We start from the raw sequence: 8556 nt of genomic DNA, 5'->3' as shown, positions 1-8556 counted from the left end.
TTTTTCTCTGCCTTTGAATCTGTCCCCAAAGCAATACTTCTTGCTGCATTTGCTACTGAATCTACTCCCAAAGCAATACTTTTCTCTGCATGAGCCTTCGAATAAAATCCTATAGAAATAGCGTGTTTAGCCTCTGCATATGCACGATGACCAACGGCAGTTGTACCATACCCTAAAGCTTTAGAAACTGCACCCAATGCTGTTGAATAATCACCTTTGGCAGTGGTATAATCATTGCTTCCATGCTCACTATTTTCATTATACTCAGATCCTAATGCGGTACTACTTTTCCCCACAGCATGTGCCATATGGCCTATAGCCATGCTGTCTTGGTTTGTTGCCTCCGCCTGATTCCCCATAGTTATGGCATAGTTTCCTGTTGCTTGTGTCTTGAAACCAATAGCAACACTTGTCTCCCCTGCTGCATTCGCCTGTGGACCTAAAAAAGTAGAATTTGCCCCGGCTCTTGCGCTTGCAAATGCCCTTCCTCTCACTTGTAGTGGATATTCTTTATCTGATGAACTAGGCGTATTTAATAAAGCTATGCCATTATCATAATCATCACCAAAAGATTCTGAATCTTTCTGTATAAATGCATTTGATGCTCTTTGCTTCACTTTCCGTGTAGAATGACTATCTTCGACTAAAAGATAGACAAAAGAATCATCAATCCTTTTTTTAGAAAGCGTATTGTTTAAAAAATTTGCATAATCACTAGAAACATTCATTTTTGCTGCTAGTATTGCATTTAATGCCGTTAAATAACCTACCTTGGATGCATTAAAAACATTAAAACTATTCTGATTATTCTTCCCTTGAGAATAAACCGCTGTTGCTTTCTCTATACTTTGAAGAACTTGTTTTGTTATATCAAAATTTTTCGCATAAATAGGCGAAATATTTGATAAAAATGTAGCTGCTGCGGCGAATGAAAAAACTTTAACAAAAGAAAAACGAGAAACTTTCAAATTATTCACTCTTTGTGTGGCATAGAATTTTTTCATAACAAATTCTCCAATGAAAAAATTTGAAAACACATCCAAAACATAAAAAAGACATATTTTGGTAGTAGTCACTCACCTAGATAAAATTGGAAATTGAGCGTGACTGTGTGAATAAAGACATTTTGAGTCTTTTGTTTTGTTTGTGTCTTCTGTAATGAAGTTTAAATGGGAGAATATGTTTATACAAACATAAAAAAGACACATTTAAACTCTAATATTAGGTTATGGTTTATTTATGGGTTTGAAAAAATTTGAGGATTTTAAATATTAAAAGCATTTTATTTATTAGATGGTTAGTTACTTAATAAAAAATTTTGGGAGTGTTTTTGTTGTTTTTTTACTTAAGTAACGCTGTTTCTTTAGTGGTAAATAAAAAGTTATCAATGTTTAAGGAAACCTTAAATTTTTAGAATAAAATTTCTAGCTAGGATGTTCTTTTATTAAGTGTAATGCAGAGGTGTAGATTTGATTTTTTGATATGTTTTTTATTTTTACGCATTACTTCTTTCCCCCTTTTGAATTGTAATTTCGATCAAAACGAGTCTTACTAAATTTAACCTAGCACTACCCCCTCTATAATAAAATAGCAACAAAAAAATGACAATTTTTATCAATTTGAATATTTTTCACAAAACTATGTGATTTTTTTTCAACACTGTAAGTAAAAAATATAAGTAAAATTATGAGAATTTATCACTTAATTTATAAATAGCTATGTTGCTCTATAAAAATTATCAGAGAGATAAATATTCTTACTTCTTCATAAAAGAAAAGTCTATTCATTAATATTTATATAAACTAACCACTCTCTATCAATTCAATTTTACTCTTAAACCCGCTCCTATGCCCCAATGCCTACCAGAACTTGTAGCGGATATATTAGAACGAATTCTTCCATCTTCAGAAATATAACCTGCTCCAACAGAAAAGGCTGATTGATTACGCCACGTCCCCGTTCCAATTGATAAACTTAAAGAACCAGGCGTATCTTCATAACTCAAATTTGATACCGCTAAACCTATCGCTGCTGCCCGCCTGGATTCTTCCTGAACCTCCTTAATTTCATACCTTAACGCTTCAAACTTTATATCTGTATAAGATTTTGCCTCAGTAACAACATTATTGACCGTGCCATTGACAATACCATTGAAACGTTCATCCGTATATTTTTTCGTATCAGCAAGAACGACTTTCATTTGTTGATCCATATAATCATACAATTGACCTCCTGTAACAGCTTCTTTCGAGCCGCTTTCAATGCAACCTTCCGCTACATTGTCTATCAATACTGGATCACTTTCACTCACACCAACTAATGTGACTTTATTTATTTTTTTGCCATCATTCCCTTTATCATACTTAACAGCAGTATCTGCCACATTGGCAATACCTTTTACTTGCTTACCAAGCATATTGACATGGCTTTCAACTTCTTCAACTTTCTTATTCGTCTGCCAAAGTTGTCTACCATTAACAGCCTCTTTCGAGCCTTCTGATATTTCACCCTCCGCTACATGCTTAATTTTACTTTCTTGACCTTTATGACGCGCATCAAAAGCTTTTTCTGTCTCACTCCAATTTAAACCACTCGAGGAAACACTCTGTTCAACATCATGAATACGATTGTTGATATTTGTCATGCTTTCATTAATACCTTCAAATGCAGATGCAACATTGGTATAGCTCTTCCTTTTACTGACCACACCATCAGCAGTAAATTGTGCCACTTTAAAGTTTGGCGCAAACCATTTTCCATCCTTGTATCCCGCATCTCCACTAAAATATCTGGAAAGTATATTGATTACCGAATAAAGCTGGAAACCATTGATCGCTTCCGTGGACTCTACAGTAAGAAGCCCTGCTTTTACACCAGAAAGGCTACGCACACCACTCTCACTATTTGCAATACTAATTTCACGCCCGTCCTTTTCTCCACCAATCGTGATACGCTTTGTTTTTTTATCCTGCTTAACAAGATTCTTGCTTTCTATTTTGCTAATCTCATGGGTAATTTTATGCTGAATATTCATGAAAGAATTTCCAACCCCACTCAACGCATCAGCAATATTGCTATAGCTTTTTTCTTCAAAGCCTTCATCTTCACCAAACTGCTTGATCTTAAAATTTGGAGCTTGCCAATTTCCTTGCTTATCATAACCAGCACCACCACCAAAATAGGTCGCTAGTTGCTCGTTTAAAGAATAAAGTTGAGAACCATTCACTGCATCACTTGAGTTTGCTGTAATATCACCATTCTTCAGATAGGTAATCTTACTATTTGTTCTTGTTTCTCCCTTCCCATGAAGAGCAACAAAGGCTTCTTTATTCTTATCCCATAATAAAGAATCATCACTAATGCCTTGCGAAACTTCCTTAATACGCTTGTTAACATTCTTTATATTTGTATTAAGACCTTCAAATGCTGAACCAATATTATTATGATCTTTTTGTCCTACCGCCCCATTTTCAGAAATACTGAGTAATTTATAAATTGGTTCTGTAAAAATACCCTCTTTAAAGGCTGCATTTCCACCAAAATACTTCACTACCTGCTGGAATATTTTTGTAATTTGACCACCATTAATTGCATCGTGCGATTCTTGCGTAAGTGCACCATCAGCAACATTATGCAAAGCAACTGGTTCTTTATTTTTACCACCAAAAATTACACTCTTATAATTAACGGTACCATCCGACTGTTTATCATAAAAAACTGCAAAAGAATTCGTAGTCTCAATTTTCTTATCCAATTTATCAAGCTGTGCTTTGTTAACTGCCTCATTATCTTGTGTTGCCGTCTTTATACCAGAAAGTGTTCTATCCTCTTTATCCTTGTTGGCTATATTGATTACAGTACCATCTTTTCCTCCACCAATCGTAATAAGCTTTGTCTTGTCATCCTGCTTAACAAGACTCTCACTTTTTACATGAGCAATTTCATTGGTAATTTTATTCTGAGTATTCGTGAGGGAAGTGCTTAAACCTGACAAAGCATCTGCAACAGTTTTATAATTTTCTTGTGTTGCATTGCCTTTAATATCGAATTCGTTCACTGTAAAAGTTGGAGCAATCCAACTTCCCCCTTTATAGCTCGCTCCACCGCCTAAAGAAGCAGAAACTGCACTCCCCATTGAATAAAGCTGACTACCCGTAATGGCATCTGTCGAACCAGAAGAAATGACACCATCTAAAAGATGCGTAATTTTACTCTTTGTTTTTACCCCCCCCTCCCCATGATCAGCAATAAACGCTTTATCAGCCTCACTCCACAACAAAGCATCACCTCGAACCTGTTGCGTAATATTCGTTATGTTTTGATTAAGTTCTTTAAACTTATTCTCTAAATGATTATTGGTGTTCTGGATATTCCTATCAATACTCGTAAAGGCTTTACCAATATCTTTAAACTCAACCTGCTTTATCTCACCTTTTTCATTAACATTGGATAATGTATAGCTGGGGCCCGTAAAAGCTCCATTGTTAAAGGATGCATTGCCACCCAAGAATTTTGATATATCTTCACCAATTTTATAAATCTGACCACCTGATATTGCATCCGTAGAACCAGATGCAATATTTCCATCTAAAAGGTGAGTAATCTTACTTTTTGTTTTTGCATCCCCCTCCCCATGATCAGCAATAAACGCTCGTTCATCCTTGTCCCATAACAAAGCATCGCCTTTAACTTGTTGTGTAATATTCGTTATGTTTTTGGTAAAGTCGTTAAACTTATTCGTTATTTCGTTATTTGCATCTTTGATACTTGTATCAAGCTGACCTTTGTTAACCGCTTCATTATCTTTTGTTGCTGCTTTCACACCAGAAAGCATCCGAGCTTCACCATTCTTGTTAGCGATATTGATGATACTGCCTTCTTTCCGAGCACCAATGGTAATATTATTTGTTTCTTTCTCTTGCTGTACAAGATTCTCACTTTCCACTTTTTTAATCACATGATTAACCTGTTCAGTCACTTTTTTTTGAACATTCGTGAAAGAAATACCAACTCCTGTCAAAGCTTCCGCTACATTCTGATAAGTCTTATTTTCTTCTTTACCTTCACTATTAACTGTTTTAAGCGTAAAAGTCGGGGCACTCCATTTGTCATTTTCATATTTAGCACTCCCTCCAAAGGACTTGGCTATATTTGTGGCAGCGGTTTGGAGATTAGTAGAAACAGTATTCACTTGCTGATTTGTTATAAATAGTTGTGAACCAGTAACTGCTTCATTTGAGTCTTTCGAGAGTGCACCATTCTTTATACCTGTAAGAGTACGCTTTTCATTTTTGTTATTGGTAATATCAATTTTATCACCATCAGTATCCTTACCAATGGTGATGTGTTTTGTCTGCGCATCTTGTTTTACAAAGCCACTGGCTACTACTTGTTCTTTAACCTCTTTCACTTTGTCTCTTATTTCTTGCTTGATACCCTTTAACTGTGAAAAATTCACAGCATCAGCATCTGCTGTACCATCCTTTATACCCGTAAGAGTCCGCTTTTCACTTTTGCTGTTGGTAATATTAACTTCACTGCCTTCTACTTCTTTACCAATGTTGATATTATTTGTTTCTTTATCTTTCTTAACAAGACTTTCACCTTGTACAATGGTAATTGCATTATTAATCTGGTTGGTAATCTCCTTAGTAAATTTATTCTGAACGTTTGTAAAAGAAGTACCAACATCTGTTAAAGCATCGCTTACATTCTGATAAGTCTTATCTTCTTCTCTGCCATCAGAGTTAACAGTTTTGACCTTAAAGTTAGGTGCTTTCCAGTTTCCTTGCTCATCATAACCGGCACCTTTATTCAAATAGGTCGCAAATGTGTTACTCATAGAATAAAGCTGTTTACCAGTAATCGCATCTGTTGAATCTTTAGAAATAACACCATCTAAAAGAAATGTAATTTTGCTGTTTTCTTGTGTTCGTGTTGTTTTGCCTTGTTCTTCTGCTTTCTGTTTATGACGTGCGACAAATGCCTGCGCTTCATCGTTCCATAATAAAGCATCACCTGCAACTTTTTGCTTAATATTTGTTATGTTTTGAGTAAGTTCGCTAAACTTATTTGTTATATCACTGGCAACTTGATTCTGAACATTTATGATAGATGTACCAACACCTGCGAAAGCGTCCGCTACATTGTTATAGCTCGTCTCTTCAGGGCTGCCATCAGCTTTAACTGACTTTACTGTAAAAGTTGGATCAATCCATTTGTCATCTTCATATTTGGCATTGCCTCCAAAGGTTTTGGCTATATTCGTAGCAGCAGTTTGAAGATGCGTAGAAACAGTATCTACTTTCTGATTTGTTATAAATAGCTGTGAACCAGTGACGGCTTCACTTGAATCTTCTGTAAGTGCACCATTCTTTATACCCGTAAGAGTACGCTTTTCATTATTCTTGTTAGCAATATCAATTTTATCACCCTCTGTATCCTTACCAATGGTGATGTCTTTTGTATTGGTGTCTTGTTTCACGAAGCCACTGGCTGCTACTTGTTGTTCAACTTGTTTTTCAATGTTTTGCAATTGTGAAAAATTTACAGCATCGGTATCTTGAGTGCCGGATTCTACTCCTGTTATTTTTTTATTTCCTGCATCAATACCATTCGTCACTATTTTGGGACCATTGCTAATGATTAAACCCGTTGCATCAAAAATATTTTGTCCCACTACTACGCTATTCAACGTCAATTCCTTCGCTAGATCAAACTTAACCTTATTATCATCTTTCCCTTTGATAATGTTAAGGTTACTACTTGCAGCGGAAAAATCTACCGTGTCATCTACAGAAATAGCTTTAGCATTTTCACCGCCAACAGACAGCTTCCAGCCTTTATCTACATAGCTTTGTAATGACTTTAACTGTGCAATATTAACCGCATCAGTATCCAAAGTACCTGCTGCTACTTTTGTAATCTGTCGTGTCTTGTCTAAAGTACCAACACTCACCGCTCCTCGTCCACTTTTCCATGCAGAACTCGTATCAGTTGTAACTCTCTTAAGGAGAGGATTAAAACCAAAAACTTGAGAAGGTATATCTGCTACTGAAGAACCACCTAAAGCAACACTACCCATAGTTGTTGCTTTTGCTCCTGCACCCACAACAATGCTTCTTACTGCATTTGCATTCGAATAAAATCCTATAGAAATTGCGTTTTCAGCCGTTGCATATGCACGATGACCAACAGCCGTTGAGCCAACTCCCAAAGCTCTAGAAACTGCACCTAATGCTGTTGAATAATCACCTTTGGCAGTGGTATAATCATCGCTTCCATGCTCACTCTTCTCATTATATTCAGAACCTAATGCGATACTGCTTTTCCCAAAAGCATGTGCCATATGGCCTATAGCGATGCTGTCCACATTTGTCGCCTGTGCATGGTCACCCACGGCTATGGCGAATCTTTCTAGTGCTTGTGGACCAAACCCTACAGCAACACTCCTCTCCCCTGCTGCATTTGACTGTAGACCTAAAAAAGTAGCATTTGACCCAGCTCTTGCACTTGCAAACGTCCTTTCATTCACTTGTATTGGATATTCTTCCAATGAATTAGGCATATTTAAGTATGCTGTCCCATGCCTATAATAATCATCATCAACAGAAGAATCTAAACTTTTCTGTATAGAACTGCTATCTTTATCCAAAACATTGACAGTAGTTTTATCTTTTTCGGAAAGCATAGTAGTTAAAAAATCTGTATAACTACTAGAAGTACTCACTTTTTTCGCTAGCACTGCATTCAGCGTTGTTAGATAACTCGCTTTTGATAAACTAGTACCGTCAAAGAAACCCATAGCGCAATTATAACGATTGTAAGCAGAAAAAATATTTTGATCATTTGCTTGAGAGTAAACCGTTGTTGCCTTCTCTAGAACTTGAAGAATTTGTTCTATTATATCAAAGTTTTTTGCATAAACGGGGGAAGTATTTAATAAAAATGCAACGACCGCTGTCCTCAACAAAAGCTTTTTAAACAAATTTCGAGAAAAATGTCTGTAATTCCAATCATTTCTCTTTGATATGATAGATAATTCTTTCATCATAAGTACCCCAATGAAAAAAATCAAATCAGTATATTTATGACATAAAAAAGACATATTTCAATTTATAATGTGATTCCCTCATTAAGTTAGCTTTTAAAAACTAGTGTGGAAGATTATTTTCACATGAAATTATATAAAAAAGCTGCTTTAAAAGAGTTCAAAGGGTTTTGGCGATTTTATTTTTGTGATGATATGTTATTGAGATAATAGGTTCATTTAGATATATTTGCAAAAGTATATTCTCATGCTAAGTTGGTGGCTTTTTTACCTATAGATTCAGTAATATATCAGCTTTATGTTCTTTTGAATTGCTTTTTCGTGAAAAGCAGAAATCGTTAACGTGCGGTAATCTTCATTCTTATCAAATTATGAATTGAGATGAAAAAAGAATTTTAGCTTTAAGAATGCGTTTTGTTTTATTATTCATCTACTTCTCATGTTTTTCTTTAAAAATTTCATTATCTCATTTGTTTGCTTTATTAATTTCTTATTAAAATAAACTT

The 8556-nt window shown here is 35.4% G+C and carries 1 protein-coding gene and 1 pseudogene; both read right to left on the bottom strand.

Annotated elements, in window-relative coordinates; genetic code table 11:
- Positions 1 to 1004: pseudogene (locus ABD909_RS03585) on the bottom strand (Vomp family autotransporter); the annotation flags it as partial.
- An 812-nt stretch (positions 1005 to 1816) separates the two neighbouring features.
- Entirely contained in the window at positions 1817 to 8053 is a 6237-nt protein-coding gene (locus ABD909_RS03580; protein ID WP_345096572.1) for a Vomp family autotransporter, read from the bottom strand.
- Positions 8054 to 8556: the final 503 nt, after the last annotated feature.

The sequence above is a fragment of the Bartonella acomydis genome (assembly GCF_039543025.1).
Classification (GTDB): Bacteria; Pseudomonadota; Alphaproteobacteria; order Rhizobiales; family Rhizobiaceae; genus Bartonella; species Bartonella acomydis.
Note: the sequence above shows the minus strand (reverse complement) of the source record. Positions and strands in the feature narration are given on the sequence as shown.